At 71.4% G+C, this 26,498-nt stretch carries 24 protein-coding genes and 1 pseudogene; 17 read left to right on the top strand and 8 right to left on the bottom strand.

What is annotated here, in order from left to right; genetic code table 11:
• Positions 1-20 precede the first annotated feature (20 nt).
• The 5 genes from ACH45E_RS34615 (at position 21) to ACH45E_RS34595 (ending at position 5,773) form a co-directional block, all read left to right on the top strand.
• Positions 21-1,658 carry an ABC transporter substrate-binding protein gene (locus tag ACH45E_RS34615; protein ID WP_361447729.1) on the top strand — a complete coding sequence of 546 codons (1,638 nt, stop codon included), beginning with the start codon at positions 21-23 and terminating at the stop codon, positions 1,656-1,658.
• A 6-nt stretch (positions 1,659-1,664) separates the two neighbouring features.
• Positions 1,665-2,588, top strand: a complete 924-nt coding sequence (locus ACH45E_RS34610; protein WP_361447731.1) for an ABC transporter permease — start codon at positions 1,665-1,667, stop codon at positions 2,586-2,588.
• Positions 2,581-3,564 carry an ABC transporter permease gene (locus tag ACH45E_RS34605; protein ID WP_361447733.1) on the top strand — a complete coding sequence of 328 codons (984 nt, stop codon included), beginning with the start codon at positions 2,581-2,583 and terminating at the stop codon, positions 3,562-3,564. The genes ACH45E_RS34610 and ACH45E_RS34605 overlap by 8 nt, the downstream gene beginning before the upstream one ends.
• A gap of 147 nt (positions 3,565-3,711) precedes the next feature.
• The gene (locus ACH45E_RS34600; RefSeq protein WP_361447735.1) at positions 3,712-4,698 is read left to right on the top strand and encodes an ABC transporter ATP-binding protein; all 987 of its coding nucleotides are present in this window, start codon (positions 3,712-3,714) and stop codon (positions 4,696-4,698) included.
• Entirely contained in the window at positions 4,679-5,773 is a 1,095-nt protein-coding gene (locus ACH45E_RS34595; protein ID WP_361447738.1) for a dipeptide ABC transporter ATP-binding protein, read from the top strand. Before ACH45E_RS34600 ends, ACH45E_RS34595 begins: the two co-directional genes overlap by 20 nt.
• 128 nt (positions 5,774-5,901) lie before the next feature.
• Here ACH45E_RS34595 and ACH45E_RS34590 read toward each other — a convergent pair whose 3' ends face one another.
• Entirely contained in the window at positions 5,902-8,061 is a 2,160-nt protein-coding gene (locus tag ACH45E_RS34590) for a prolyl oligopeptidase family serine peptidase (RefSeq protein ID WP_361447741.1), read from the bottom strand.
• Between the two features lie 192 nt (positions 8,062-8,253).
• On the opposite strand from ACH45E_RS34590, the gene ACH45E_RS34585 reads away from it, so the two are divergent.
• On the top strand, positions 8,254-8,448 hold the full coding sequence (locus ACH45E_RS34585; protein ID WP_361447744.1) for a hypothetical protein: 195 nt from the start codon (positions 8,254-8,256) through the stop codon (positions 8,446-8,448).
• Positions 8,449-10,456: 2,008 nt separating this feature from the next.
• Here ACH45E_RS34585 and ACH45E_RS34580 read toward each other — a convergent pair.
• The 3 genes and pseudogenes from ACH45E_RS34580 to ACH45E_RS34570 all read right to left on the bottom strand — a co-directional run bounded on the left by ACH45E_RS34580 (position 10,457) and on the right by ACH45E_RS34570 (position 11,093).
• Positions 10,457-10,657: a DUF397 domain-containing protein gene (locus ACH45E_RS34580; RefSeq protein ID WP_399042219.1), complete on the bottom strand. Its 201-nt coding sequence runs from the start codon at positions 10,655-10,657 to the stop codon at positions 10,457-10,459.
• Between the two features lie 173 nt (positions 10,658-10,830).
• Positions 10,831-10,941, bottom strand: a pseudogene (locus ACH45E_RS34575) (transcriptional regulator); the annotation flags it as partial.
• A gap of 8 nt (positions 10,942-10,949) precedes the next feature.
• Positions 10,950-11,093: a hypothetical protein gene (locus ACH45E_RS34570; protein WP_399042158.1), complete on the bottom strand. Its 144-nt coding sequence runs from the start codon at positions 11,091-11,093 to the stop codon at positions 10,950-10,952.
• A gap of 44 nt (positions 11,094-11,137) precedes the next feature.
• Between ACH45E_RS34570 and mshB the strand changes: the two genes are divergently transcribed.
• From mshB to ACH45E_RS34535, 7 genes are all read left to right on the top strand, one after another.
• The gene (gene mshB, locus ACH45E_RS34565; RefSeq protein ID WP_361447747.1) at positions 11,138-12,022 is read left to right on the top strand and encodes an N-acetyl-1-D-myo-inositol-2-amino-2-deoxy-alpha-D-glucopyranoside deacetylase; all 885 of its coding nucleotides are present in this window, start codon (positions 11,138-11,140) and stop codon (positions 12,020-12,022) included.
• Positions 12,019-12,435: a DUF6113 family protein gene (locus ACH45E_RS34560; protein WP_361447750.1), complete on the top strand. Its 417-nt coding sequence runs from the start codon at positions 12,019-12,021 to the stop codon at positions 12,433-12,435. Before mshB ends, ACH45E_RS34560 begins: the two co-directional genes overlap by 4 nt.
• Positions 12,436-12,593: 158 nt before the next feature.
• Entirely contained in the window at positions 12,594-14,972 is a 2,379-nt protein-coding gene (locus tag ACH45E_RS34555) for a hypothetical protein (protein WP_361447753.1), read from the top strand.
• A gap of 143 nt (positions 14,973-15,115) precedes the next feature.
• A complete protein-coding gene (locus tag ACH45E_RS34550) occupies positions 15,116-16,051 on the top strand; it encodes an ABC transporter ATP-binding protein (protein WP_361447755.1) in 936 nt (311 codons plus the stop codon).
• Complete coding sequence (locus ACH45E_RS34545; protein ID WP_361447758.1) at positions 16,048-16,788, top strand: ABC transporter permease; 741 nt, start codon at positions 16,048-16,050, stop codon at positions 16,786-16,788. The genes ACH45E_RS34550 and ACH45E_RS34545 overlap by 4 nt, the downstream gene beginning before the upstream one ends.
• A 5-nt stretch (positions 16,789-16,793) precedes the next feature.
• Entirely contained in the window at positions 16,794-17,990 is a 1,197-nt protein-coding gene (locus tag ACH45E_RS34540) for a histidine kinase (RefSeq protein ID WP_361447812.1), read from the top strand.
• The gene (locus tag ACH45E_RS34535; RefSeq protein WP_361447761.1) at positions 17,987-18,601 is read left to right on the top strand and encodes a response regulator transcription factor; all 615 of its coding nucleotides are present in this window, start codon (positions 17,987-17,989) and stop codon (positions 18,599-18,601) included. The genes ACH45E_RS34540 and ACH45E_RS34535 overlap by 4 nt, the downstream gene beginning before the upstream one ends.
• Before the next feature lie 18 nt (positions 18,602-18,619).
• Here ACH45E_RS34535 and ACH45E_RS34530 read toward each other — a convergent pair whose 3' ends face one another.
• Positions 18,620-19,471: a transglutaminase-like domain-containing protein gene (locus tag ACH45E_RS34530; RefSeq protein ID WP_361447815.1), complete on the bottom strand. Its 852-nt coding sequence runs from the start codon at positions 19,469-19,471 to the stop codon at positions 18,620-18,622.
• 17 nt (positions 19,472-19,488) lie between these two features.
• On the bottom strand, positions 19,489-20,595 hold the full coding sequence (locus ACH45E_RS34525; protein ID WP_361447764.1) for a GNAT family N-acetyltransferase: 1,107 nt from the start codon (positions 20,593-20,595) through the stop codon (positions 19,489-19,491).
• Between the two features lie 140 nt (positions 20,596-20,735).
• On the opposite strand from ACH45E_RS34525, the gene fdxA reads away from it, so the two are divergent.
• Complete coding sequence (gene fdxA / locus ACH45E_RS34520; RefSeq protein WP_018561461.1) at positions 20,736-21,056, top strand: ferredoxin; 321 nt, start codon at positions 20,736-20,738, stop codon at positions 21,054-21,056.
• Between the two features lie 119 nt (positions 21,057-21,175).
• Positions 21,176-22,297, top strand: coding sequence for a bifunctional succinyldiaminopimelate transaminase/glutamate-prephenate aminotransferase (locus ACH45E_RS34515; protein WP_361447767.1), 1,122 nt, complete (start codon positions 21,176-21,178; stop codon positions 22,295-22,297).
• A gap of 240 nt (positions 22,298-22,537) precedes the next feature.
• On the opposite strand, the gene ACH45E_RS34510 is transcribed toward ACH45E_RS34515, so the two are convergent.
• Both ACH45E_RS34510 and ACH45E_RS34505 read right to left on the bottom strand, forming a co-directional pair.
• Positions 22,538-23,056 carry an ATP-binding protein gene (locus ACH45E_RS34510; protein WP_361447770.1) on the bottom strand — a complete coding sequence of 173 codons (519 nt, stop codon included), beginning with the start codon at positions 23,054-23,056 and terminating at the stop codon, positions 22,538-22,540.
• Positions 23,057-23,345: 289 nt separating this feature from the next.
• Positions 23,346-24,347: a heavy metal transporter gene (locus ACH45E_RS34505; protein WP_361447773.1), complete on the bottom strand. Its 1,002-nt coding sequence runs from the start codon at positions 24,345-24,347 to the stop codon at positions 23,346-23,348.
• 69 nt (positions 24,348-24,416) lie between these two features.
• Between ACH45E_RS34505 and dapE the strand changes: the two genes are divergently transcribed.
• Both dapE and ACH45E_RS34495 read left to right on the top strand, forming a co-directional pair.
• Positions 24,417-25,496: a succinyl-diaminopimelate desuccinylase gene (gene dapE, locus ACH45E_RS34500; RefSeq protein ID WP_361447776.1), complete on the top strand. Its 1,080-nt coding sequence runs from the start codon at positions 24,417-24,419 to the stop codon at positions 25,494-25,496.
• Between the two features lie 104 nt (positions 25,497-25,600).
• Positions 25,601-26,359, top strand: a complete 759-nt coding sequence (locus tag ACH45E_RS34495) for a TIGR00730 family Rossman fold protein (RefSeq protein ID WP_361447779.1) — start codon at positions 25,601-25,603, stop codon at positions 26,357-26,359.
• Positions 26,360-26,498: the final 139 nt, after the last annotated feature.

Here is a 26,498-nt window from a genome sequence, read left to right as displayed (position 1 = left end):
CATTCCCGAGGAGGCACTGCATGCGTGGAACCACGTACGCCCGACGACTCGCCTGCGCGACGGCGGTGGCGATGGCCGTGGCGCTCGCCGCGACGGCCTGCGGCGGCGGGAGCACGGGCAGCGGGGCCGGCGGCTCGGTGCTCTCCTCCTCCTGGGGTGATCCGCAGAACCCGCTGGAGCCGGCGAACACCAACGAGGTGCAGGGCGGCAAGGTCCTCGACATGATCTTCCGGGGTCTGAAGAAGTACGACCCGAGGACCGGCGCGGCCCAGGACATGGTCGCCCAGAAGATCGACACCCCGGACTCCCAGAACTTCACGATCACCATCAAGGACGGCTGGACCTTCTCCAACGGGGAGAAGGTGACGGCCAAGTCCTTCGTCGACGCCTGGAACTACGGCGCGAGCCTGAAGAACCACCAGCGGAACGCGTACTTCTACCGCTACATCCAGGGCTACGACAAAGCCCACCCGGACAGCGGCTCACAGAGCGCCGGCACGCTCTCCGGCCTCAAGGTCGTCGACGACCGGACCTTCACCGTCAAGCTGGCCCAGAAGTTCTCCAGCTTCCCCGACACCCTGGGCTACCCGGCGTTCGCCCCGCTGCCCACGGAGTTCTTCACCGACCACGCGGCCTGGCTGAAGAAGCCGGTGGGCAACGGGCCGTACGCCGTCGACTCCTACGTCAGGGGCTCGCAGATGTCCCTAAGGAAGTGGGCCGGCTACCCCGGCGCGGACAAGGCGCGGAACGACGGCGTGGACCTCAAGGTCTACACCGACAACGACACCGCCTACACCGACCTGCTGGCCGGCAACCTCGACCTGGTCGACGACGTCCCCGCCGCGCAGCTCAGGAACGTCAAGAGCGACCTGGGCGGCCGCTACCTCAACGCCCCGGCCGGCATCATCCAGACCCTCGCGTTCCCCTACTACGACAAGAACTGGGACAAGAGCGGCTCGGAGAAGGTCCGCAAGGGCCTGTCCATGGCGATCAACCGCAAGCAGATCACCGACACGATCTTCCTGAAGACCCGCATCCCGGCCACCGACTGGACCTCGCCGGTGCTCGGCGCGGAGGGCGGCTTCAAGGACGGGCTGTGCGGGGCCGCCTGCGACTACAACCCCGGCGAGGCCAAGAAGCTGGTGCAGGAGGGCGGCGGGCTCCCGGGCGGGCAGGTCAAGATCACCTACAACGCCGACACCGGCTCGCACAGGATGTGGGTGGACGCCGTGTGCAACTCCATCAACAACGCCCTCGGCAACGACAAGGCCTGCGTGGGCAACCCGGTCGGCACCTTCGCCGACTTCCGCAACCGGATCACCCAGCACAAGCTGTCCGGCCCGTTCCGCGCCGGCTGGCAGATGGACTACCCGCTCATCCAGAACTTCCTCCAGCCGCTCTACTACACCGGCGCCTCCTCCAACGACGGCCAGTGGTCCAACCAGGACTTCGACAAGCTCGTCGACCAGGCGAACGCCCAGACCGACACCGCCCAGGCGGTACGCACCTTCCAGCAGGCCGAAGAGGTCGTCCGGGACCACATGGCCGCCATCCCCCTCTGGTACCAGAACGGCAGCGCGGGCTACTCCGAACGGCTGTCCGACGTGGCGCTCAACCCCTTCAGCGTCCCCGTCTACAACGAGATCAAGGTCGGCTGAGCCGCCATGGGGCGCTACGTCGTCAGGCGTCTGCTCCAGATGATCCCGGTGTTCTTCGGGGCCACGCTGCTGATCTTCCTGATGGTGAACGTGATGGGCGACCCCATCGCGGGACTGTGCGGCGAGCGGCAGTGCGATCCGGCGACGGCCGCCCAGCTCAAACAGGAGTTCGGCCTCGACAAGCCGCTCTGGCAGCAATACCTGACCTACATGGGGAACGTCTTCACCGGCGACTTCGGCACGGCGTTCAACGGCCAGCCCGTCACCGAGCTGATGTCGACCGCGTTCCCCGTCACCGTCCGGCTGACCATCGTGGCGATCGTCATCGAGATCGTCATCGGCGTCACCCTGGGCGTGCTCACCGGGCTGCGGCGCGGCCGGCCCGTCGACACCGGGGTGCTGCTGGCGACCCTGGTGGTCATCTCCGTGCCCGTCTTCGTCACCGGCCTGCTGCTCCAGCTCCTGCTCGGCGTGGAGTGGGGCTGGATCAAACCGTCGGTGCCGCCGGAAGCCACCTTCGGCGAACTGCTCGTGCCCGGACTGGTCCTGGCCTCCGTCTCGCTCGCCTACGTCACCCGGCTGACCCGCACCTCCATCGCCGAGAACAAGCGGTCCGACTACGTCCGCACGGCCATCGCCAAAGGGCTGCCCAGGCACCGCGTGATCACCCGGCACCTGCTGCGCAACTCGCTCATCCCCGTCGTCACCTTCATCGGCACCGACATCGGCGCCCTGATGGGCGGCGCGATCGTCACCGAGCGGATCTTCAACATCCACGGCGTCGGCTACCAGCTCTACCAGGGCATCCTGCGCCAGAACACCCAGACGGTCGTCGGCTTCGTGACCGTCCTCGTGCTGGTCTTCCTCATCGCCAACCTGCTCGTCGACCTCCTCTACGCCGTACTCGACCCGAGGATCCGCTATGCCTGAGCAGCCGTTCGAACCCCAGGGCGCCATCGCGGGCACCGGTGCGGGCGGCGCGATGGACCTGGCGGCGAGCGAGGCGACGACGCTGGAGCGGACGCGGCCGGGCGGGCCGCTTGGCACCGGCCCGCAGGGCAGGCCGCGCTCCCTCTGGTCGGACGCCTGGCGGGACCTGCGCCGCAACCCCGTCTTCCTCCTCTCCGGGCTGGTCATCGTCTTCCTCGTCGTCATCTCGCTCTGGCCCGCGCTCATCGCCTCCGGCAGCCCCCTCCAGTGCGACCTCGCCAAGGCCCAGGAGGGCTCCCAGCCGGGCGCCCCCTTCGGGTACGACGGCCAGGGCTGCAACGTCTACACACGGACCGTCTACGGCGCCCGTACGTCCGTCACGGTCGGCGTCTGCGCCACGCTGGGGGTGGCACTCCTCGGCTCCGTGCTGGGCGCGCTCGCGGGCTTCTTCGGCGGGGCGTGGGACTCGCTGCTCTCCCGCCTCACCGACATCTTCTTCGCCATCCCGGTCGTGCTCGGCGGCCTCGTCCTGCTCTCCGTGGTGACCAGCAACACGGTCTGGCCGGTCATCGGGTTCATGGTGCTGCTCGGCTGGCCGCAGATCTCCCGCATCGCCCGCGGCTCCGTCATCACCGCCAAGCAGAACGACTACGTCCAGGCCGCCCGCGCGCTGGGCGCCTCCGCCCCGCGGATCCTGCTGCGGCACATCGCGCCCAACGCGGTCGCCCCGGTGATCGTCGTGGCCACCATCGCGCTCGGCACCTACATCGCGCTGGAGGCGACGCTGTCGTACCTGGGCGTCGGCCTGAAACCACCCAGCGTCTCCTGGGGCATCGACATCTCCGCCGCCTCCCCCTACATCCGCAACGCCCCCCACGCCCTCCTGTGGCCCTCCGGCGCCCTGGCGATCACAGTCCTGGCCTTCATCATGCTCGGCGACGCGGTACGCGACGCCCTGGACCCGAAACTGAGGTGAGCGGCGGTGCTGCTGCAAGTGCGGGAGGCGCACGGGGGGTTCGGGAGCGGGTACGGGGCGGCCCGGGCCATTCCCGTACCGGGCTTGGCCCCACTGGGCGGCACGGCGAGCGGTGTCCCCGACCAGCCGAAGCCGAGGTGAGCCGCCGTGTTGCTGGAGGTGCGGGACCTGTGCGTGGAGTTCCGGATGCGGGACGGGGTCGCCCGGGCCGTGAACGGGGTGAGTTACGGGGTGGACGCGGGGGAGACGCTCGCGGTGCTCGGGGAGTCCGGGTCGGGGAAGTCGGTCACCGCTCAGGCGGTCATGGGGATCCTCGACATGCCGCCGGGGCGGATCACCCGCGGGGAGATCCTCTTCCGGGGCCAGGACCTGCTGAAGCTGAAGGAGGAGGAGCGCAGGAAGGTCCGCGGCGCCGGGATGGCCATGATCTTCCAGGACGCGCTGTCCTCGCTGAACCCGGTGCTCTCCGTGGGCGACCAGCTCGGCGAGATGTTCGTGGTCCACCGGGGCATGTCGAAGAAGGACGCGCGGTCCCGGGCCGTCGAGCTGATGGACCGGGTCCGCATCCCCGCCGCCGCCCAGCGCGTGCGCGACTACCCGCACCAGTTCTCCGGCGGCATGCGCCAGCGCATCATGATCGCCATGGCGATGGCCCTCGAGCCGGCGCTCATCATCGCCGACGAACCGACCACCGCCCTCGACGTCACCGTCCAGGCCCAGGTGATGGACCTGCTCGCGGAGCTGCAGCGCGAGTACCACATGGGGCTGATCCTGATCACCCACGACCTGGGGGTCGTCGCCGACGTGGCGGACCGGATCGCCGTGATGTACGCGGGCCGGATCGTCGAATCGGCACCCGTCCACGACATCTACAAATCCGCCGCTCACCCCTACACCCGAGGCCTGCTGGACTCCATCCCGCGCCTGGACCTCAAGGGCCGGGAGCTCTACGCCATCAAGGGCCTGCCGCCGAACCTCACGCACATCCCGCCCGGCTGCGCCTTCCAGCCGCGCTGCCCGATGGCCCGCGACGTGTGCCGGACCGACGAGCCGCCGCTGTACGAGGTCGACGCGGACCGGAGAAGCGCCTGCCACTTCTGGAGGGAGTGCCTGCATGGCAGCCTCGACGACTGAGCCGGTCCTGACCGAGCCGGTCCCGATCGAGCCGATCCTGGAGGTCAGCGGGCTCGTCAAGCACTACCCGCTGACCCGGGGCATCCTGTTCAGGAAGCAGATCGGCGCGGTGAAGGCCGTCGACGGCGTCGACTTCGCCCTCGCCAGGGGTGAGACGCTCGGCATCGTCGGTGAGTCCGGCTGCGGCAAGTCCACGGTCGCCAAGATGCTGTGCAACCTCGAACGGCCGACCGCGGGTTCGATCCGCTTCAAGGGCGAGGAGATCACCCGGCTGTCCGGCCGTGCCCTGAAGGCCGTACGCCGCAACATCCAGATGGTCTTCCAGGACCCCTACACCTCCCTCAACCCCCGGATGACGGTCGGCGACATCATCGGGGAGCCGTACGAGATCCACCCCGAGGCGGCCCCGAAGGGCGACCGGCGCCGGAAGGTGCGGGAACTGCTCGACGTGGTCGGCCTCGACCCCGAGTACGTCAACCGCTACCCCCACCAGTTCTCCGGCGGCCAGCGCCAACGCATCGGTATCGCCCGGGCGTTGGCCCTCCGGCCGGAGGTGATCGTCGCCGACGAACCGGTGTCGGCCCTGGACGTCTCGATCCAGGCCCAGGTGATCAACCTCCTGGACCGGCTCCAGACGGAGTTCAAGCTCTCCTACGTCTTCATCGCGCACGACCTGTCGATCGTGCGGCACATCTCCGACCGGGTCGGTGTGATGTACCTCGGCCGGATCGTGGAGACCGGCACGGAGACGGAGATCTACGACCACCCCACGCACCCCTACACCCAGGCACTGCTGTCCGCCGTGCCCGTCCCCGACCCGGACGCCCGCGAACACCGCGAACGGATCATCCTCACGGGTGATGTGCCGTCCCCCGCCGACATCCCGTCCGGCTGCCGCTTCCGCACCCGCTGCTGGAAGGCCCGGGAGCGCTGCGCCCTGGAGGTGCCGGCCCTAGCCGTCCCGGAGGCGTTCCGCCTGGAGACCGGCCCGGCCGCGCACGACTCGGCCTGCCACTTCGCCGAGGAGAAGCAGGTCGTGCCGGTGGAGGAGCACAACGGCAACGGGCCGGGGTGACAAGGAGCACCCCGGCCCGTTCACGGCACCCGCACGGCCGTACGCTGTTCAGCCTCGCGCGTCCGTATATCGGTACCGCTTCCGTGGAGTTGCCTGCGTGTTAACGCAGTTCATTGTGGTTTGCTCCGCTATGCGCGCGGTTGGGCCAGTGCACGCTTCAGGAAGTCCACCTGGAGCAGCAGCAGGTTCTCCGCGACCTGCTCCTGCGGGGTCATGTGCGTGACGCCCGACAGCGGGAGCACCTCGTGCGGACGGCCGGCGGCGAGCAGGGCCGAGGACAGCCGCAGGGCGTGCGCGACCACCACGTTGTCGTCGGCCAGCCCGTGCACGATCATCAGCGGGCGGTGCGGGTCCGCGGGGGCGGACAGGCCCTCGTCGGTGACGAGGCTGCTCTTCTCGTACGCCGCCCGGTCCGCGGCCGGGTCGCCCAGGTACCGCTCGGTGTAGTGGGTGTCGTACAGCCGCCAGTCCGTCACCGGCGCGCCCGCGATGCCCGCGTGGAAGACGTCCGGCCGGCGCAGCACGGCGAGGGCGGCCAGATAGCCGCCGTAGGACCAGCCGCGGATCGCCACCCGGGTCAGGTCGAGCGGGTACTCCCGGGCGAGGTCCTTCAGCGCCTCGATCTGGTCGTCCAGGGTGAGGGCGAAGTCCCGGTGGACGGCCTTCTCCCAGGCGGGGGAGCGGCCCGGGGTGCCCCGGCCGTCGGCCACGACCACCGCGAATCCCTGGTCGGCGAACCACTGCGAGGTGAGGTGCGCGTTGTGTGCGGCGACCACGCGCTGGCCGTGCGGTCCGCCGTAAGGGTCGAGCAGTACCGGAAGGGGAGCGCCCCCGGCAGTGTCCCCGGGGTAGTCCGTAGGCATAAGCACGGCGCACGGAATTCGGCGTGCGCCCCCCTGAGTGAGCGTCACGCGCGGGGACAGACCGGGATCTTCGGCGTACGACATGACGGTCGCCGCCTGCTTTCCGTCACGCAGCACCCGGACACGGGCGCCCGGGCGGTCCAGCGTGGCCGAGACCAGCACGGTCACGCCCCCGGCGCGCACCGCCGAGTGCACGCCGGGCTCCTGCGACACGCGCTCCACGCCCAGCTCGTTCACCCGATAGACGTGCACCTCACCGATCTCCGGCGCGCCCGCCTGCGTCCTCGTCTCCGTCTCCGCCTCCTCGCCCGCCGAGGCCGAGACCAGCACGTCGTCGGCGGTCACGTCCAGCACCGCACGGATGTGCAACTGCGGCCCGGTCAGCGGCCGCTCGCCCACCGTCAGTACCCGGGCCCCGCCCTCGTCAGCGATCCGGACCAGCTGTCCGGAGGGGCTCCAGCACGGTACCCCGGGGAAAAGTTCAAGCCATGTTGGATCTTCATCGGCATGGACCATCCGAGTCGCCCCCGACTCCGCGTCCACGGCCAGGAACAGCTGGCTGCGCTGATCCCGCGCCTGCACCAGGAGCAGCGGTGCCCCCGCGTCTGACCAGTGCACACGCGCCAGGTACGGGTAGCGCGCCCGATCCCATACGACCTCCGTGCGCGTGCCGTCGAGGCCGATCACGAACAGCCGTACATCCGCGTTTCCGGTCCCCGCCGCCGGGTACGCGACGCGGTTCGGCTCACGCTCCGGATGGGCAGGGTCGGCGATCCACCACCGCCCCACCGGCGTGTCGTCCGCGCGCGCCACGAGCAGCCGGTCCGACCGCGGGGACCACCAGAAGCCTCGCGAACGAGCCATCTCCTCGGCCGCGATGAACTCCGCCAGCCCATACGTGACCCCCTCCGACTCCGGCTCCGCCAGCGCCCGGTCGCTCTCACCCTCGGCGCCCACCACCCGCAGGGCACCCCCGGCGACATACGCCACGTGCCGTCCGTCGGGCGCCGGCCGCGGATCGATCACCGGCCCCGGAACGGGCAGTTCACGCGCGGTCCCGGCCCGCAGCTCCGCCGCGAAGAGCCGCCCTGACAAGGTGAAAGACGCCAACTCGACAGCCGCGTCGGTGGCATAGCCGACGATGCCGGCGCCGCCCTCACGGCTGCGCTCGCGGCGTGCTCGTTCCTCGGGTGAGAGCTGTTCCGAGGCGCCTTGCAGCAGAGCGCGCGGGTCGGCCGCCACGCGCTCCCCGCCGTCCGCCACATCGATGACCCACAGGGAGTTCGCCCGGTCCGTACCGGAGGTCGAGCGCAGGAACGCGACACGCGAACCATCGGGTGCCACGGTGAACGAGCGCGGCGCGCCGAGGGCGAAACGCTGGGTGCGGGCGTGCCGTCGGGGGAAGGAGACAGGCTCGGTCGTCATGCCCTGACCATATTGGCCATGCGCCCCCTTGTGCGGCCGTGCGCCCAGCGATGCACAAGGGCGGATAGTTATGATCACTACCGCCATGTGGGTATGAACCTGCTGGCTTGTGTATGGATTTGCTGGATCGATCTACAACCCCCATAGTCCGTCCCACCCCCCGCGTCCCTGGATCTTTGGAGGTGAGCCGCCGTGGCACTCTCGATTTCGGCGGTGGTGCTGCTGGCGATCATCGTCTTCTTGCTGGTCAAGAAGTCAGGCCTGAAGGGCGGTCACGCGGTCGTCTGCGTCCTCCTCGGCTTCTACCTCGCCTCCTCGACGGTCGCGCCCACGATCAGCGAACTGACGACCAACGTCGCCAGCATGATCGGAAGCATCAAGTTCTGACGGGTGCGGTGGCTGGTGGCGGGTGACCGGTGGCGGTGACCGGTGGCGGTGACCGGTGGCCCGGAGCTTCTGGGGGCGTCTGACGCTGAGCGAGAGCCCAGCGCCAAGTGACCGTGGGGGCCGCTCGCTTCTTGGCATTGTCGTGCTTCCACGATCCGAGTAAAGGGCGCTGCGTTCCGCTTCGCTGCACTCCGCGTCGCCTGCGGCGATCGGCCTTGCGGCCGACCCTTGACTCGGCTCGCTCCAGCACGGGTGAGAAGCGAGCGAGCGGCCCGGAAAGGCGGTGGCCGAGGCTGGCGTTCCCTTCCGTCGGCTGGGTGGTGGGGCGGGGTCGGGGCGCGGACGCGCCTCGCCTGCACGCCGGGGCGGCTTAGCGGCGATCGGTGAGTGGGGGTTGGGGGCGGAGCGCAGTCGGCAGGGGGCGGCATGCCGTGTCGGATTGGCGGCTTGCGGCCGGTGGGTGGTGCGCACTGGGTAGGTGGCGGCACGCCGGGAGGGCTTAGCGACTTGCGGTGAGTGGGATGGGGGCGCGCTCGGCAGGTGGCGGCACGCCGGGGTGGCTTAGCGGCGATCGGTGGGTGGGTGGCGGCACGCCGGGAGGGCTTACCGACTTGCGGTGAATGGGCGGGGTGGGCGCGCTGGGTGGGTGGCGGCACGCCGGGGTGGCTCGGCGGCTTCCCGGGCGGCAACCTTCTTCCGTACCAGGACAAATGGGGCGCGCGGGTGGGGTGGTGGGAGCGATTGGCAGATATGTTTCACCCCGAATCCCGGCGACCAGGGGCTTTGCTTCCCACCCCTGAGACATATCTGCCAATCACCGGTCGAATGGGGCCGGTGGGGCCCTTGTGACTCCAGTGTGGCGTGACCTGCTTCCGCACCAGGACAAATAGGGCGCAGGGGTGGGGTGGTGGGCGCAATTGGTAGATATGGGCCACGCCCAGGCGCTGCGACCTGCGGATTCGTCCCCCGCCCGTGGCCCATATCTGCCAATCACCGGTGACTGTGGCGGGTGAGGTCAGTGTGACGCAGGTGGTATGCCGCACGGCTGACGGCTGACGGCTGACGGCTGACGGCTGACGGCTGACGGCTGAGGGCTGAGGGCTGAGGGCTGAGGGCTGAGGGCTGAGGGCTGAGGGCTGAGGGCTGAGGGCTGAGGGCTGACGGCTGAGGGCTGAGGGCTGACGGCTGAGGGCTGACGGCTGACCGCTGACGGCTGACGGCTGAGGGCTGCGGGCTGTGCGAGTCGTGGGCCGGGGGACCGCGGGTCGAGGTTCGCCAGCCCCCGGGCAGTCACCCGCCCCAGGCCCGACCTCCACCGCACCCCACCGCACCCCACCGCACCCCACCGCACCCCACCCACCAGCCGCAGCCGCTAAGTCAGACCGGCGTGCCACCACCTACCCAGTGCGCACCGTGCGCACCACCCACCGACCGCCAGCCGCCAATCCGACACGGCATGCCGCCCTCTGCCGACTGCGTCCCGCCCCCAGCCACCCACCCACCGATCGCCGCTAAGCCACCCCGGCGTGCCGCCACCCACCCACCGATCGCCGCTAAGCCACCCCGGCGTGCCGCCACCCGCCGAACGCGCCCCCATCCCACTCACCGCAAGTCGCTAAGCCCTCCCGGCGTGCCGCCACCTACCCAGTGCGCACCACCCACCGGCCGCCAGCCGCCAATCCGACACGGCATGCCGCCCCCTGCCGACTGCGCTCCGCCCCCAGCCACCCACTCACCGATCGCCGCTAAGCCACCCCGGCGTGCAGGCGAGGCGCCTCCGCGCCCCGACCCCGCCCCACCACCCAGCCGACAGAAGGGAACGCCAGCCTCGGCCACCGCCTTTCCGGGCCGCTCGCTCGCTTCTCACCCGTGCTGGAGCGAGCCGAGTCAAGGGTCGGCCGCAAGGCCGATCGCCGCAGGCGACGCGGAGTGCAGCGAAGCGGAACGCAGCGCCCTTTACTCGGATCGTGGAAGCACGACAATGCCAAGAAGCGAGCGGCCCCCACGGTCACTCGCAAACGCCGGACACGAAAAACGCCCAGGCCTCCGGCTTCAGTGCGAGCTGGGGGCCGGCGGTGTGCTTGGAGTCGCGGACGTGCACAGAGCGGGGTGCCATCGCGATCTCGACGCAGGAGTCGCCGTCAGGGCCGCCGCTGTAGCTGCTCCTGCAGGCCCGGATGTACTCCGGTGTCTGCGACAGGCCGTGGATTTGCTGGTTTTGTACACGCCGATCTCGACGGCTTGAGCTTCCAACTCCGCCAAAGCCCGCACCTTCTTCGGATACCGGGCCTTCTCCACATCCTCCTTCATCGCCGAGAGCAACCCACCCGCTCCCAACACCTCGTCCGCCTTGTCCAGATACTCGGGCCGGGGGATCCGCTTGCCGCCTTCGATCTTGTAGACCAGGTCCTCCCCGTGGCCGACCGCCGCTCCGAACTCGCCGGCCCGTATCCCCGCAGCCTCCCGCCGCAGCTTCAGCTGTCGCCCCGCCACCGTGGTGATCACGGCCACGCCCAGTCGTCGTCCGGGTCCACCTCCCAGCCCGGTTCGTCCGCCTCGGCCCTGAGTCGTACCGCCTCGCCGTCCACCGGCATCCGCGCCCCACCAGCCGGATAGTCGTTGTACGTAATCGTGTAATCACACACGGTCAAACTGATCGACGGGGGCGAGGAACTCGTAGGCTGGGCCCATGACGGAACTGCCCGCGCGGCGTCTGCTGCTGGTGCACGCGCACCCGGACGACGAGTCGATCAACAACGGCGCGACCATGGCGCGGTATGCGGCCATGGGTACCCGGGTGACGCTGGTCACCTGCACGCTCGGGGAGCTCGGTGAGGTCATTCCGCCCGAGCTGCGGCATCTGAGTGGTGCGGCCCTCGGCGAGTACCGGCTGCGGGAGCTGGCCGCCGCGATGGGTGAGCTGGGTGTCGCGGATTTCCGGCTGCTCGGTGGCGCGGGGCGCTACTTGGACTCCGGCATGATGGGTATTCCGGACAATGAGGACCCTGGCTGTTTCTGGCAGGCCGATCTCGATGACGCTGCCGGGCATCTTGTGCAGGTGATTCTCGAGGTCCGCCCCCAGGTTGTCGTCACCTATGACGAGAACGGGGGGTACGGCCATCCTGATCACATCCAGGCCCACCGCGTCGCCATGAGGGCCGTGGAGCTGGCCGGTGAGGCGGGCTGGCGGGTTCCGAAGGTCTACTGGAACCGGGTTCCGCGTCCCGTCGCCGAGGCCGCGTTCGGGCGGCTGGCCGATGATCTGCCCGGTCTGCCGTTCGCGAAGGCCGCTGCCGTGGATGACGTGCCTGGTGTGGTGGATGAGGGGCGGATCACCACCGCGATCGACGGTGGCGCCTACGCCGCCGCCAAGGCCGCCGCCATGCGCGCGCACGCCACCCAGATCGAGGTCGCCGAGCCTTACTTCGCGCTCTCCAACGAGCTGGCGCAGCCCCTGTTCACCACGGAGTACTACGAGTTGGTGAGCGGTGAGCGGCCGGACGCCGTCGGGCAATCCGTGCGGAAGAGTGAGCGGGAGACCGATCTGTTCGCCGGGATCGAGGAGGCGTCATGAGTGGGGCGGAGCGGGGTTCGATGCTCGCGCAGCCTTTGCGGCGGCCCTCGGGTGGGCGGATCGCCGGCCTGGTGGGGTTGTTCGTGCTGGGTGTGGTGGTTGCCATGGCCGGGGCGTTGGTGCAGGCGGGGTGGTTCCCGGGAGGGCTGCTGCTTGCCCTGGCGGGCGCGGCCGGGGTGTTCCTCGGGGGGGCGTACGCGATGGGCAGTCGCGCCGGGGCGGTCGCGCCGGTGGTTGGCTGGATCGTGACCGTCATCTTCCTCACCACCAGCCGTCCCGAAGGGGATTTCCTGTTCGGCGCGGGCGGCGGGTCCTACCTGTTCCTGCTCGGTGGCATGGCCCTCGCTGTGATCTGCGCCACCCTTGGGTCAGGGCGGCAACCTGGGGGCGGCGCCGCCCGACTTGGCAAGTGACGTACCACTTCGCCACGCGGCGCGCGTGCGAGTCCGGTGTGGGTTTCCCCAGCGGTCGTGGGATAAGCGCCAGAAGTGGCCAGTATGGTGGTGCGCGCCGCCGAGTCGCCCGAGAGAGGTCGTAACGCGGGCGGCGGAGCCAACCGGGAGAACCTGCCTTGAGTCGTGAAACTGACACTCCGTCCTCCGGGCCCAACGGGCGCGGCGGAGCCGCATACCCCTCGGGCACGCCGCCGTACGGGACCCCCATGGTTTCCGACGACGGTGCGGACGCGGGCCGTTCGGCCGCGCAGCCGGAGGAACGCAAGACCGAGACCACCCTGACGACCCGCATCCGGATCAACATCCCCGGATCGCGGCCCATCCCGCCGGTCGTGATGCGCACGCCCGTCGCGGCGGACACCGAGGGCAAGACCGACGACGCGGTCAAGGACCCGCAACCCGCGGCCCCCGCCGCGGCGTCCGCGGGCACCGTGGAGCCGTCCGCCGAGCCCGCCGCGCAGGGCGAGGAGAAGCCCAGCGACTGGTTCGCGCCCCGCAAGTCCGGCGCGCCCAAGGGCGGTCCGGGCGGCGGCGGCACGAACGGCGCCGGTCTGCCCGGCGGTTCCGCCGCCGGCGCCGCCACGGCGCCGGGCGCGGGTGCCGCGGGCGGTACCCGTCCGAACGGTTCCGGGGGTTCGGGCGCCGCGCGTCCGGGCGGCTCCGGTTCCTCGGGCGGTACGCGTCCGGGCGCGAGCCGTCCCGGTGGTGTGGTCGGCTCGATGAGCGTGCCGGGCGCGTCCCGGCCCGGCGGGACGAACGGCGCGGGGCTTCCCGGTGCCACCGGCGGCCCCGTGGCCCCCGGGCACGGCGGCGGCACCGGCTCCTTCGACGTCACCGAGGCACTGGCCGCCGGCCCGCTGGGCACCGGGAAGGGCAGTGGCCCCCGTCCCGGCGCCGGTGGCAGCGGCGAGCCGCGCCGTGACGATCTGCCGTACTTCGCGGACAACGGCCGCGGCGCTCCGAACGGCCAGGGCGGCCCGGCCGGGCCCGGTGGCCCCAGCAACTTCAACGGTCCGGGTGGCCGTGGTGGCGCCGGCGGGCCGCAGGGCCCCGCGGGTCCCACCAGCGGCCCGGTCACGGGTGACGGCCCGCTGATCCCGCCCGTCGGCGGCGCCCCGGCCGGTTCGGGTGGGTCTGGTGGCCCGGGTGGTCTGGGCGACATCGGTATGGACCCCGGTATGGCGTTCGACGCCCCGGCCGGTTTCGGCGGCCCTGGCGTCGCCGCTGCCCCCGGTGCCACCAGCGCCCCCGGTGCGCCCCGTACGCATCCCGGCGCGGGCACTCGCGGCCCCGGCGGTGGCATGAGCGACGACACCGCCATCCTCACCCCGCAGAAGCCCGCCCCCGAGCGGGGTGCCCCCGGCCGCAGGTCCCCGGCGGAGAACGTCTCCGGGCAGACCGTCACCAGCGGCATCCCCGTCGTCCCGCCGGGCGTCACGTCCCCGTTCGGGCCGGGCACGCCCGCCGACGGGCCGCTGCCGCACACGCCCCCCAAGCTGCCCGAGCCGGTCTCGCGGAACGTGCCGGAGAGCAAGCCGAAGAAGGCCAAGAAGCAGGGCCGCAGCAAGCTGGTGCTGCTCGGTGGCGGCGTGGTCATGGTCGCCGGTGTCGCCTACGGCGCCGGGCTGCTGATGAACCACTCCGACGTGCCCAAGGGCACCACCGTGCTCGGCGTCGACATCGGCGGCGGCACCCGCGACGAAGCCGTCAAGAAGCTCGACGACGCCTTCGGCGAGCGGGTGAACAAGCCGCTGAAGCTGTCGGTGGGCGGCAAGACGGTCTCCCTCACGCCGGACCAGGCGGGCCTCCAGTTCGACTTCCAGTCCACGGTCGGCGCGGCGGCGAAGAGCGACTACAACCCCGTCTCCGTGATCGGGTCGCTCTTCGGTCAGAAGCGGGTCGTCGAGCCCGCGATGCCGGTCGACGAGGAGAAGCTCCAGGCGGCCCTGGAGGGCGTCGGCGGCGGCTCCGGCTCGGTCAAGGAGGGGACGATCGAGTTCAAGTCCGGGAAGGCCGTCGCCGTCTACGGCAAGGCCGGCAAGGCCATCGACGCCGCCCGGGCCACGCAGTCCGTCGAGGACGCGTACCGCGCGGAGGTGGAGACCGGCAAGGGGGCCGCGGTGACCGTGCCGACGACCACCAAGCAGCCGGCGGTCTCCAACGCCGAGGTCGACCGCGAGATGAAGAAGTTCGCGGAGCCGGCGATGTCGGCGAACGTGACGGTGCAGACGGACGCCGCGCACTCGGTCCCGATGAGCCCGCAGAACTCGCTGTGGAAGTTCCTCAGGGTGACGCCGGTCAACGGCAAGCTGGTCGACAAGCCCGACCTGGCCGCCCTGAAGGAGCTGTACGGCCAGACGTTCGACGGCGTGCTGATCACCCGGGCCAACGGCAAGAAGACCCCCCTCACGCCGGAGGAGGTCTACATCAACCTGCGCACCGCGCTGATGAGCAAGACCAACCGGATCGCGGTCATCGACACGAACCCGAGCTGAGCGGGACCGACGCGGAGGGGGCGCCCGGTGATCACCGGGCGCCCCCTCCTGTCATGTCACGCCGTTCGCATGACATCTGTCATCCGGCACTCGGGACCGCCGACACTGACACCGGCCCGGGCCCGGAAGCCAGCATGTACGTCATGACAACGACAGCGGCGACCACCACCACCCCGGTGGTCGGGTTCGACCAGGTGAGCAAGACGTACGGGAGTACGCGGGCCGTGGACGGGCTCTCGCTCCAGCTGCACCCGGGGGAGACCGTGGCCCTGCTGGGCCCGAACGGTGCGGGCAAGTCCACCACCCTCGACCTGCTGCTCGGTCTCAAGCAGGCCGACGGCGGCACGGTCAGCGTCTTCGGCACCAGCCCGCGCGAGGCCATCGTCGCCGGGCGGGTCGGCGCCATGCTGCAGAGCGGCGGGCTGATGGACGAGGTCACCGTCGCCGAGCTGGTGAAGCTGGCCTGCTCCCTGCACCCGAAGCCGTACAAGGCCGCCGACGTGCTCGCCCGCGCGGGCATCTCCCAGATCGCCGACCGTAAGGTCAACAAGCTCTCCGGCGGCCAGGTCCAGCGCGTCCGCTTCGCCCTCGCCACGGCCGGCGACAGCGACCTGATCGTCCTGGACGAGCCGACCACCGGCATGGACGTCTCCGCCCGCCAGGCCTTCTGGGCCACCATGCGCGAGCAGGCCGACCAGGGGCGGACCGTGCTGTTCGCCACGCACTACCTCGAAGAGGCCGACGCCATCGCCGACCGCGTGCTCGTCCTGCACCGGGGCCGGCTGCTGGCCGACGGCACCGCCGCCGAGATCAAGGCCAAGGCGGGCGCCCGCCGGGTCTCCTTCGACCTGGAGGGCGAGATCGACGAGACCGGGCTGCGCGGTCTGCCGTTCCTCAGCACGATCGACATATCCGGGCAGACCATCCGCATCCAGTCCACCGACGCCGACGCCACCGTGCACGCCCTGTACGGCCTCGGCGTCTACCCCCGCAACCTCGAAGTCGCCGGGCTCGGGCTCGAGCAGGCCTTCGTCGCCATCACGCAGGCCGAAGAGGCCAAGGAGGCCGCGCAGTCGTGAACAGTCTCGTCAAGCTGGAACTCGCGCGCTCCCTGCGCAACCGCAAGTTCCTGTTCTTCTCGGTGATCTACCCGTCGGCCCTGTTCCTGCTCATCGCGGGCAACGCCGACAGCCACACCAAGATCGACGGCACGGGTCTGACCGTGCCGACCTACATGATGGTGTCCATGGCCTCCTTCGGCGCTCTGACCGCCGTACTCATGGGCAACAGCGAGCGCATCGCCAAGGAGCGGGAGAGCGGCTGGGTACGGCAGCTGCGGCTCACCACGCTGCCCGGGCGCGGGTATGTGCTCGCCAAGACCGCGAGCGCCGCCGTGGTCAGCCTGCCGTCCATCGTCATCGTGTTCGTCGTCGCCGCGGCCGTGAAGGACGTACGCCTCGACGCCTGGCAGTGGCTGGCGCTCACCGGCTCCATCTGGGCCGGCAGCCTGGTCTTCGCCGCGCTCGGCGTGGCCATCGGCTACCTCGCCACCGGCGACGCGGTCCGTCCGATCACGATGATCACGTACTTCGGCCTGTCGATGCTCGGCGGCCTGTGGATGCCCTCGACGACCTTCCCGCAGTGGCTCCAGGACATCGCCAAGTGGCTCCCCACGCACGCGTACGCTGCTCTCGGACGGGCGATCGAGCAGAGCCAGGCCCCGCACGCCCAGGACATCGCCATCCTCGCCGTGTTCTTCGTGCTCTTCGCGGGCAGCGCGGCCTGGCTGTACCGGAAGGACACGCTGAAGGCGTGAGCACCATGACGGAAGACCTGGAGGCCGCCGACGAGGCCCGGGCGGAGCGGCTGATGCGCATGGGGGAGGCGCCCCGCAACAGGAGCGAGGCCGTGCGCAAACTGGTGTGGATCCTGCCCTGGCTGATCTTCCTCGGCTCCCCGGTGAGCGACCTGACCGGGGGCCACCACACCACCGGCGCCACCGTGGCCGGCTGGGCGGGGTTCGTCTCCTTCACCGGGATCTACCTGGCCGTGGTCTTCCGCAACATGGGGCGGCCTTTCGGCGGCCCGGTCGTCGGGGCCCTGGTGGGCGTGCTCTTCGTACTGGCCGTCGTCCTGTCCTTCACCCTGGGCAAATCCTGGCTCGGCCTGTTCGTGTACGTCTCGGTCACCTGCGGGGCGACCCTCCCGCTGCGCGTGGCGTACTGGACGATCCCGGCGACCACCGCCGCGCTGATCCTGGTCGGGCTGCGCGTCGGCCAGGAGACCGCCTGGGGGCTGTTCATCATCGTGCTGCTCGTCGGCTACTCCATGAGCGGTGTACGCCAGCTCGTCCACATGACCGTGGAGTTGCGCAAGGCCCGGGCCACCGTCGCCCAGCTCGCCGCCAACGAGGAACGGCTCCGCCTCGCCCGTGACCTGCACGACCTGCTCGGCCACTCGCTCTCCCTGATCACGCTCAAGAGCGAGCTGGCGGGCCGTATGCTCCCCGGCCACCCCGACAAGGCGGCCCAGCAGGTCGCCGACATCGAAAAGGTCAGCAGGCAGGCGCTGGTGGACGTACGGGAGGCCGTCACCGGCTACCGCCGCCCCCGTCTGGCCGCCGAACTCGCCGGCGCCCAGGTCGCCCTGACCGCGGCCGGAGTCGTCGCCGACGTGCCCGCCGAACCGGACCTCGCCGGCGTCCCCGAGGATGCCGAGGCCACCCTCGCCTGGGCGCTGCGCGAGGCGGTCACCAACGTCGTACGGCACAGCGGCGCCGGCCGCTGCACGGTGGAGGTGCTGCGCCGCCAGACCCTGGACGGCCCCGTCCTCGAACTCTCCGTCGAGGACGATGGATCGGGCGGCTCCGGCCAGGGGCCCGGCAACGGTCTGACCGGTCTGACCGAACGTCTGGAGAAGGCCGGCGGCACTCTTGAGGCGGGCCGGGTCAGGCACGGCTTCCGGCTGGTCGCCCGCGTGCCCACGGCCACCGCGGCCGACGTAGTATCCGGGGCATGAGCAGTACGATCAAGGTTCTCCTCGCCGAGGACCAGTCGATGGTCCGGGAGGCGCTGGCCGCCCTGCTCGGCCTCGAGGACGACATCGACGTCGTCGTCCAGGTGTCACGCGGGGACGAGGTGCTGGCCGCCGCCCGCGCGCACGGCGTGGACGTCGCCCTGCTCGACATAGAGATGCCGGGCTGCACCGGTATCGAGGCCGCCGCGCAGGTCCACAAGGAGCTGCCCGCGGTCAAGCTGGTCGTGCTCACCACCTTCGGCCGCCCCGGCTATCTGCGCAGCGCCATGGAGGCGGGCGCCGACGCCTTCCTGGTCAAGGACGCCCCCGCGGCCCAACTCGCCGCAGCGGTACGCAAGGTGCTGGCCGGTGAGCGCGTCATCGACCCCGTACTCGCCGCGGCGGCCCTGGCCGAGGGCGCCAACCCCCTCACCGACCGCGAACGCGAGGTCCTCCGCGCCGCCGCCGACGGCTCCACCAACGCCGAACTGGCAGCCGCCCTGCACCTGTCCCAGGGGACGGTACGCAACTACCTCTCGACGGCGATCCAGAAGCTCGCGGTCAGGAACAGAGCCGAGGCGGTACGGATCGCGCGGGAGAAGGGCTGGCTGTGACGCCCCGCGCGCCCCGGCTCAGTTGAGCATGGCGCGTGCCGCGTGGGCCTGCTTCCGTACCCGCTGCGCGGTCGTCTCGTCGACCACCTCCACCAGCTCGGCGTACGCGTCGAGTTCGGCCGCGCCCCCGACGAAGTCACCGCGCTGCACGAGCAGTTGCGCCCGGTCGTAGCGCAGCCGGGCCGGATGGTGGGGCAGCAGCAGTGACAGCTCCACGCCCCACAGCGCCACGTCCGACCGCTCCGGCCGGGCCGCGGCCCACGCCCGGACGTTGTTCAGGATCCGCACCATGACGTCCAGCGGATCGGTCGGCTCCAGCATCTCCGGGACCGGCGGAGCCCCCGTCGCCCCGACGACGAGCAACTCCGCGTCCGTCCCCGTCAGGACCCGTCCTCCGTCGAACGGATCGGCGAGCACCTGCTCCGCCGCCGGCCCGAACCCCACCACGAAGTGCCCGGGCAGCGCGACGCCGTACACCGGCGCGCCGGCCCGCCGGGCGACCTCCATCCACACCACCGACAGCAGGATCGGCAGCCCGCGCCGCCGCCGGAGCACCTCGTGCAGCAGCGAGGACTCCAGCCGCTGGTAGTCCGCGGCGCAGCCCCGGAAGCCGTACCGGTCGCCGAGCAGCTCGCACAGCGCCGTGGCCCACGCGCGCGGCCCGCCGGGCCGGAACGGCAGCTCGCCCGCGAGCCGGTCCAGCTCCATCTGCGCCGCGTCCATGCCGGCCTCGTCCAGGGTGCCGTCCGCCTGCGCGGCGAGCAGCAGACACAGCGCCGACAGGTCGGGCCGCTCGGACCGCGCCTCCTCGGCGAACCGCTGACGCAGCTCGGCGGAGCGTTCCGGGGGCGGGGGAGAGGGGGGACGCATCATCGGTACCTGCCCCTTCAGGCGGATCCGTACCGGGCGTCGGGGACATCCGGCGCCCGGTAGTGGTGGTAGGCGTGGTGCGCCGCGAAGCCCATCCCGGCGTACAGCGCCCGCGCCGCCCCGTTGTCCGCCTCGACCTGGAGCCAGGCCGCCGAGGCACCCTCGTCCAGGGCCCGGCGGGCGAGGGCGGCCATCACGACGGTGGCCAGCCCGCGGCGCCGCTCGGCCGGGTCGACTTCGACGGCGGCGAACCCGGCCCACCGCCCGTCCACGACACACCGGCCGATGGCGAGCGGCTCGCCGCCCCCCTCCCGGGGGACCGTCGCGAACCACACGGACGGTCCACCGCCCAGCACCTTCAGGGCCACCTCACTTACCCCTTTGCGCTGATACCGCGCCAGCCACGCCTCGTCCGCCGTCCGGGCCAGCAGCACCCCGGTGCCCTCGGCCCGGTCGGCGACCGGAGCCAGCGCGCCGATCCACAGCTCGGCGGTCACCTCGCGCACCCAGCCGCGCCGCTCCAGCTCCGCGCAGAGCAGCTCCTGCGTGCCCTCGGCGCCGGTCGCGGTCTGGATGTACGCGGGGAGCCCGCGCTCGTCGTACCAGCGTCGTACGGCCGTGAGGGCTTCGTCGAGAGGCAGCCCGGGATCGCCGAGCGGCAGCACACTGTTCGCCCTTCGAGTGAAGCCCGCCCGTCGCCCGACCACCGCCCCCCACGGACGCTCCCCCAGAGCCGAATGCCTGGGGGGACCCCCATCGCGCGGCACCTGCTGCACTGCCGCCCGCAGCTCCCACTCGCCCAGCCGCTCGCTCTCCACCGGACGCCACGCCCGGGACGCGACGTGCGCGAGCTCCGCGTAGGTGGCCGCGGGGCCACGCCGACGCGCCGGAGCGGCCGGCACCACCTTGCCCGCCACCAGCGCGGATTCCGGGATCCGGACACTTTGGCCGTCCCGCTGTGTGATCAGCAGCACGCCGTTGTCCCATGATGTGAGAACACCCACCGTGTCGGTGAACTTCTCTCCCGGAGCTTCAGCCTCACTCAAGCGTCGCACCGAGACCCGTTTTCCCACGTCAGCGGCGGTGATACGGACCTCGAAGCGCCCAGCGGCCGAGATTTCCACAGGTCAGTTCACCCCTCCTGTTCGGATCATGCCCGAGAACGGAGATACTAGGGGCGGGCATCGACGACGCCGCGCTCCCGCGCGCCAGGCGGCGGAGCCTGAGGAGGCCCGCCAGCGCCCTATCGAGGAGGAACGACAGCGTGACCTACGTCATCGCGCAGCCTTGTGTCGACGTGAAGGACAAGGCGTGCATCGAGGAGTGCCCGGTCGACTGCATCTACGAGGGCCAGCGGTCCTTGTACATCCACCCGGACGAATGCGTCGACTGTGGTGCCTGTGAGCCGGTCTGCCCGGTCGAGGCGATCTTCTACGAGGACGACACTCCGGAGGAGTGGAAGGACTACTACAAGGCGAACGTCGAGTTCTTCGACGAGCTCGGCTCCCCGGGCGGCGCCAGCAAGCTGGGTCTGATCGAGCGGGACCACCCCTTCATCGCCGCGCTGCCGCCGCAGGGCGAGTAACCCGTAGGCGGTCCAGCGGCCCGCATCCGCGCCGCCTCGGTCCCGTACGGCCTGATCGCCCGATCACGGCCGCACGGGACCGAGGCGTTTGCCGTACCGACGAAAGTGAGCCTGATCCCGTGTCCGCAGTCTCCGACCGCCTCCCGACGTTCCCGTGGGACAAGCTGGAGCCCTACAAGAAGACGGCTGCCGCGCACCCTGACGGCATCGTCGACCTGTCCGTGGGCACCCCGGTCGACCCGGTCCCCGAGCTCGTCCAGAAGGCCCTGATCGCCGCGGCCGACTCTCCGGGCTATCCGACGGTCTGGGGCACCCCGGCGCTGCGCGACGCCATCACGGGCTGGCTGGAGCGCCGCCTCGGCGCCCGCGGGGTCACCCACCGCCACGTCCTGCCGATCGTCGGCTCCAAGGAGCTGGTGGCCTGGCTCCCCACCCAGCTGGGCCTCGGCCCCGGCGACAGGGTGGCCTTCCCCCGGCTGGCCTATCCGACGTACGAGGTCGGCGCCCGGCTCGCCCGGACGGAGTACGAGACCTACACGCTGACATCAGGCGCTGACGCGCCGGGCCCGACCGAGCTGGACCCCGAGGGCCTGAAGCTCCTCTGGCTGAACTCGCCCTCCAACCCCACCGGCCAGGTGCTGGCCAAGGACGAGCTGACCCGGATCGTCGCCTGGGCCCGCGAGCACGGCGTGCTGCTGGTGTCCGACGAGTGCTACCTCGAGCTGGGCTGGGAGGCCGACCCGGTCTCGGTGCTGCACCCCGAGGTGAACGGCGGCTCGTACGACGGCATCGTGGCCGTCCACTCGCTCTCCAAGCGCTCCAACCTGGCGGGCTACCGTGCGGCCTTCCTGGCCGGTGACCCGGCCGTCCTGGGCCCGCTCCTGGAGATCCGCAAGCACGGCGGCATGATGACCTCCGCGCCCACCCAGGCGGCGGTCGTGGCCGCGCTGGGCGACGACACCCATGTGCATGAGCAGCGCGAGCGCTACGCGGCCCGCCGCACCGCCCTCCGTGACGCCCTCCTCGCCCACGGCTTCCGCATCGAACACAGCGAGGCCAGCCTCTACCTGTGGGCCACCCGCGACGAGTCCTGCTGGTCCACGGTCGCCCACCTGGCCGAACGCGGCATCCTCGTCGCGCCGGGCGACTTCTACGGTCCGGCGGGTGAGAAGTTCGTCCGCGTGGCGCTCACGGCCACGGACGAGCGCGTGGCGGCGGCGGTACGAAGGCTGGCCGAGTAGCCACCCTGGCGGCTACGCACGCGAAGGCGACGGGGCCCCAGGACGCTTCCTGACGGCCGTCCCCGGGCGGCCGACGGCCGGGCGAGCCGTGGACCCGGCAGCCGGCCTCGGGCCGCGCCGGGCCGGAGCCGTCCCGGGCAGCAGGCCGCACTGGCCGCTGCCCGGCGTACGCACGCGAAGGCGGCGGGGCCCCAGGACACTCCCTGGGGCCCCGCCGCCGTAGGCGAGTGGCGGCCGGGCTCAGCCGCCCAGCGACACACCCTTCGTGGCCGGCAGCGAAGACGTCGGCAGCCCGCCCTTGGTGGGCAGCCCCTTGGTCGGCAGTCCCTTGGTGGGCAGTCCCTTGGTCGGCAGTCCACCCTTGGTGAGAGCGTCCGTGGGCAGTCCGCCCTTGGTGGCCGACGCGGCGGTGTCACCGAGGACACCGCCGGCGGCTCCCGCCACGTCCCCGGCGGTCTTCTGCGCGGCCGGCGTCGCCTGCTTCAGCGCCTTGCCACCGGTCTTGCCCGCGGCCGGCACCGCCTTCTTGACCGCCTGGCTGCCGGACTCACCCGCGACCCCGGTGACATGCTGCGTGGTGCTGTCGACCGCGTTGCCGGTGCTGGCCCCGTCCAACGCGGTCAGCCCGCCGAGGTCCGGCGTGGTGGCGGGCAGGTTCGTGGCCGCGCCGGCAGAGCCGGCCGCACCGACCCCGGCGGCCGCTCCCGCTGCGACGAGCAGCGCGGCACGGGCGATCCGGCGGGTCAGGGGGAGGGACATGATGCTCCTTCGACGGGAGGGAACGATGAACTGATCGTCCGGACTCGGACGCAGTGACTACCGCTCGAGTCCCCCGAAGGTTGCGGAGGCCGAAGGTAAAGAATTGGCAACGCATCGCATTATCTACTGCGGGTGAAAACGGGCAAAAGGTGCCCGCTCGTGCCTCCCGCAGAATCCTTACGGCCCCGGTCTCCCAAGGAATCGAGCGCCCCTGAGGGAAGAGCGCGAATACCTGTGCACCCCGCATCCGCGACCCGCGCCGCGTGACCCCGGCGAGTGAGCGCCCGTACTACTGCCCGGTCACGATCCGCACGGCACCCGCGGACGCCTCGGCCCCGTGGGTGCCCGTCGGCGCGGCGCTGCGCCACCGGCTGTCCGTGCTCCCGGCGGCCCACTGCCGCCCGGCGTACGACACCTGTTCGATGTGCAGGGCGGAGGAGTTGGCCACCGCCCAGTGCGCCAGCTGCCAGCCGCGCTCCGCTTCGGTCCGTTTCGTCCGCGGCTTCGTCCGCGTGCCGTCCTTCGGCGTGTCGTCGGCGGGTACCGGGACGGTCACGGTCCGGCCGTGCGCCTCGGCGGTCACGCTCGGGGACGGCGTCGCCGGCTCCTTGCCGCTCACCTCGTCTCCGGCCTCCTCGAAGGCGTCGCGCCCGAAGTCCCGTACCAGCGCGGCCCGTACCGCGTCCGGGCCGGTGGCCGCGACCTGGGACTCCGGCCGCCCGTCACAGGTCAGCGTGGCCGCCGCGGTCCCGGTCAGGGCGGCGGCGAGCAGGGTGGCGTCCGGCTCGTGCTTGGCGTACGCCTCCGGGTAGCCGCTGCGCTGCACGCGCTGCGCGGCCACGGTGAGCGGCAGCGTCGTGTAGCCGGGGATCTTGCCCAGGTGCTCGTAGAAGATGCCCGCCGCGTACGTCGGGTCCATGATCTGCTTCGGGGAGCCCCAGCCCTGCGAGGACCGCTGCTGGAACAGGCCCAGCGAATCCCGGTCGCCGTGCTCCAGGTTGCGCAGCCCCGACTCCTGGAGCGCGGTCGCCAGCGCGATGGTCACCGCCCGCTGGGGCATGTCGCGCCCGGTGCCGACGGCGGCGATCGTCGCCGCGTTCACCGCCTGTTCGGGCGTGAACTCGTACGACGTCCCGTCCTGGGCGGACGAGACGACCTTGCAGCCCGGACCGCTGCCTGCGGTGATGTACTGCACCACGAGGTAGCCCGCGACGGCCAGCAGTACCAGGAAGGCCGCCCCGAAACGGAAGAGGCGGCCGCGACGTTTGGGAGTGGGGGACGGCTCTGACACGCGTTGAGGGTACTGGAGGCCGCCGCGGTCCCCGTTCCGGGTGCCGGATGGCAGGTTAGGGTCGACGACATGGCCGACAGCACCCTTGACCTGACTCTGGACGCCGCCGAGCTCACCGCGCGGCTGGTCGACTTCCCTTCGGAGAGCGGCACCGAGAAGCCGCTCGCGGACGCGGTCGAGGCCGCGCTGCGGGCCCTGCCGCACCTGACGGTCGACCGGTACGGCAACAACGTGATCGCCCGTACGAACCTCGGCCGGACGGAGCGGGTGATCCTGGCGGGCCACATCGACACGGTCCCGATCGCCGGCAACGTGCCCTCCCGGCTGGACGACGACGGTGTCCTGTGGGGCTGCGGCACCTGTGACATGAAGTCGGGCGTCGCGGTCCAGCTCCGTATCGCGGCCACGGTCCCGGCCCCCAACCGCGACCTCACCTTCGTCTTCTACGACAACGAGGAGGTCGCCGCCGAGCTGAACGGCCTCAAGCACGTGTCCGAGGCCCACCCGGACTGGCTCGCGGGCGACTTCGCGGTGCTGCTGGAGCCGTCGGACGGACAGGTCGAGGGCGGCTGCCAGGGCACCCTGCGGGTCCTGCTGAAGACCAAGGGGGAGCGGGCCCACTCCGCGCGCGGCTGGATGGGCTCCAACGCGATCCACGCGGCGGCCCCCATCCTGGCCCGCCTGGCCGCCTACGAGCCGCGCTACCCGGTCATCGACGGCCTGGAGTACCGCGAGGGCCTGAACGCGGTGGGCATCGGCGGCGGCGTGGCCGGCAACGTCATCCCCGACGAATGCGTGGTCACGGTCAACTTCCGCTTCGCGCCCGACCGTACGGAGGAGGAGGCCGTCGCGCACGTCCGCGAGGTCTTCGCCGACTGCGGTGTCGAGGAGTTCGTGGTGGACGACCTCAGCGGCGGGGCGCTGCCGGGGCTGTCCCACCCGGCGGCGGTGGAGTTCATCGAGGCGGTGGGCGGCACCCCGCAGCCCAAGTACGGCTGGACGGACGTCTCCCGCTTCTCGTCCCTGGGGGTCCCCGCGGTCAACTACGGTCCCGGTAACCCGCATTTGGCACACAAGCGGGACGAAAGGGTAGAAACAGCGAAGATCATCTCGGCCGAGGAACGCCTGCGGGGCTGGCTCACCCGGTGACGGCCCGCCATGCCGCTTCATGGCGGACATGCTCAGGTCCCCCGTCCGTAACCCCCGGCGATCTAGGCTGAGGTGGAAAGACCCTGCAAGCGGAGGGAGCGCACATGGCTACCGGGAATCCCGAGGGCAAGAAGCAGCCACCGGAGGAGCAGCGGCTGGGACCGGTCCTCAGGCGGCGCGGCCAGGTGACCGCGAGCACGACGGACCAGCGGCTGCTGGACGAGCGCGCCCCCACCGACTGGGTGCACACCGACCCGTGGCGGGTCCTGCGCATCCAGTCGGAGTTCATCGAGGGCTTCGGCACCCTCGCCGAACTCCCGCCCGCCATCAGCGTGTTCGGCTCGGCGCGGACGCCCGTCGACGCACCGGAGTACGACGCCGGCGTGCGCCTCGGCCGCGGCCTGGTCCAGGCGGGGTGGGCGGTCATCACCGGTGGCGGCCCGGGAGCCATGGAGGCGGCCAACAAGGGGGCCAGTGAGGCGGGTGGCACCTCGGTCGGCCTCGGCATCGAGCTGCCCTTCGAGCAGGGGCTCAACCCCTACGTCGACATCGGGCTCAATTTCCGGTACTTCTTCGTCCGCAAGATGATGTTCGTCAAGTACGCCCAGGGCTTCGTGGTCCTCCCGGGCGGCCTCGGCACCCTCGACGAACTCTTCGAGGCCCTCACCCTCGTCCAGACCCAGAAGGTCACCCGCTTCCCCATCGTCCTCTTCGGCACCGACTACTGGGGCGGCCTCGTCTCCTGGCTCCGGAACACGGTCGTGGCCCAGGGCAAGGCAGCCGAGAAGGACCTCCTCCTCTTCCACGTCACGGACGAGGTGGACGAGGCGGTAGCCCTGGTGTCGAAGGAGGCGGGCCGCTGACCGCTGGCGCGGGGCCGGAACCGACCATCAGGTCGAGGCCCACGCAGCGGCCCCCGCTGGGGGCTCCGCCCCCAGACCCCCGGCCTATGCCCACCCACCACCCGTGCGAGTGGGCTGAAAGGCACGGCTCTCGATTATC

Origin of the sequence: Streptomyces sp. NPDC020299 (genome assembly GCF_044387825.1) — a bacterium.
Classification (GTDB): Bacteria; Actinomycetota; Actinomycetes; order Streptomycetales; family Streptomycetaceae; genus Streptomyces.
The sequence above is the reverse complement of the archived record's forward strand: the minus strand, read 5'-3'. Positions and strand labels throughout refer to the sequence as shown.

Bases quoted from the DNA above. Each gene is read 5' to 3' on its own strand.
- ACH45E_RS34610 (WP_361447731.1), top strand. From the start codon at position 1,665: ATGGGGCGCTACGTCGTCAGGCGTCTGCTCCAGATGATCCCGGTGTTC.
- ACH45E_RS34510 (WP_361447770.1), bottom strand. From the start codon at position 23,056: ATGTCCCTCCCCCTGACCCGCCGGATCGCCCGTGCCGCGCTGCTCGTC.
- ACH45E_RS34540 (WP_361447812.1), top strand. From the start codon at position 16,794: ATGACGGAAGACCTGGAGGCCGCCGACGAGGCCCGGGCGGAGCGGCTG.
- ACH45E_RS34530 (WP_361447815.1), bottom strand. From the start codon at position 19,471: ATGCGTCCCCCCTCTCCCCCGCCCCCGGAACGCTCCGCCGAGCTGCGT.
- ACH45E_RS34590 (WP_361447741.1), bottom strand. From the start codon at position 8,061: ATGACGACCGAGCCTGTCTCCTTCCCCCGACGGCACGCCCGCACCCAG.
- mshB (WP_361447747.1), top strand. From the start codon at position 11,138: ATGACGGAACTGCCCGCGCGGCGTCTGCTGCTGGTGCACGCGCACCCG.
- ACH45E_RS34595 (WP_361447738.1), top strand. From the start codon at position 4,679: ATGGCAGCCTCGACGACTGAGCCGGTCCTGACCGAGCCGGTCCCGATC.
- dapE (WP_361447776.1), top strand. From the start codon at position 24,417: ATGGCCGACAGCACCCTTGACCTGACTCTGGACGCCGCCGAGCTCACC.
- ACH45E_RS34615 (WP_361447729.1), top strand. From the start codon at position 21: ATGCGTGGAACCACGTACGCCCGACGACTCGCCTGCGCGACGGCGGTG.
- ACH45E_RS34560 (WP_361447750.1), top strand. From the start codon at position 12,019: ATGAGTGGGGCGGAGCGGGGTTCGATGCTCGCGCAGCCTTTGCGGCGG.
- ACH45E_RS34495 (WP_361447779.1), top strand. From the start codon at position 25,601: ATGGCTACCGGGAATCCCGAGGGCAAGAAGCAGCCACCGGAGGAGCAG.
- ACH45E_RS34605 (WP_361447733.1), top strand. From the start codon at position 2,581: ATGCCTGAGCAGCCGTTCGAACCCCAGGGCGCCATCGCGGGCACCGGT.
- ACH45E_RS34550 (WP_361447755.1), top strand. From the start codon at position 15,116: ATGACAACGACAGCGGCGACCACCACCACCCCGGTGGTCGGGTTCGAC.
- ACH45E_RS34535 (WP_361447761.1), top strand. From the start codon at position 17,987: ATGAGCAGTACGATCAAGGTTCTCCTCGCCGAGGACCAGTCGATGGTC.